A 1,208-nucleotide genomic window follows, 5' to 3' on the forward strand; every position below is an offset into this window, starting at 1 on the left:
TTTTTTGTGAAGTATAACGATGACGACCCAGCAAACATTGCTTTCAAGTCTAAGGCGTTTGTTTGTTCACCGATTGAGGTTATCGCTAAGACACGGGACACAAGCAGCGGTACATGGGGGCGGTTACTGCAATGGCGTGATGATGACAGCGTGTTACATACGTGGTCAATGCCGTTATCACTACTGCAAGGTGATGCAAGGGAATACCGCAAAGAGTTAGCCAGTCAAGGCTTGAACATTACCACCAACCCCAAACAGCGCAATTACTTAGACACCTATATTCAAAACTACCCTATTCACAAACGGGCGTTATGTGTTGATAAGTTAGGCTGGCACGATAAGCAATATATATTACCTGACAGGGCAATAGGCAGTGATGGTAAGCAGCTTATCGTCTATCAGTCTGCAAATAGCATTAACAGCACCCTAGCCCAGCAAGGGACATTAGCCCAGTGGCGTGATAACTTATGCAAACCACTTGCCGAACAAAGCCGTTTTGTTTTCTCTATTGCTTGCGCGTTTGCAGGTCAATTACTGGAGTTATTAGAGTATGACGGGGGCGGTTTTCACCTCTTAGGATCATCAAGCATGGGTAAGTCCCTATCGCTAAAATTGGCTGCTAGCGTATGGGGCAACCCTGACAGGTACGTTAAGACATGGCGTAGCACTGATAACGCACTGGAGGGCACAGCAAGCGAGCATAACGACAGCTTTTTACCACTTGATGAAATCAGCGAATGTGATCCCAAAATAGTAGGTAAAACCGTTTATATGCTGGCTAATGGTCAAGGTAAGGGACGCAGCACCACCACTGGACACAATCGCATAGCTAAAACATGGCGCATTATCTTTTTGTCTAATGGTGAGGAGTCGCTACAAAACTTCATGGCACAAGCAGCACAGAAAACCAATGCAGGTATTGAGGTTAGAGTGGCGCATATAAATGCTGATGCTGGCAAAGGGTTAAAGACGTTTGATAGTTTGGTGCTGGCAGACACAAGCGAAGCCCAAGCCGATAAGATCAACGAGTTATCACACGCTTACTATGGATCAGCTGGCATTGCATGGCTAGAACATATCACCAGTGACAAGACAGCGACCACCGCCAACGCTGGGCAGCTTGTAAGTGACTTTATGAGTCAATATAGCGACCTGACAGCACAAGCGCATAGAGTGGCTAAACGGTTCGCTATCGTGGGCGCAGCTGG

General features: G+C 46.9%; 1 protein-coding gene. It reads left to right on the forward strand.

Annotation, left to right across the window (positions count from 1 at the left end):
* Positions 1–1,208, forward strand: a 1,208-nt coding sequence (locus JMW94_RS14680) for a DUF927 domain-containing protein (protein WP_201604897.1), incomplete at both ends; no start/stop codon positions are given.

This window comes from Psychrobacter immobilis (assembly GCF_904846185.1).
Classification (GTDB): domain Bacteria; phylum Pseudomonadota; class Gammaproteobacteria; order Pseudomonadales; family Moraxellaceae; genus Psychrobacter; species Psychrobacter immobilis_B.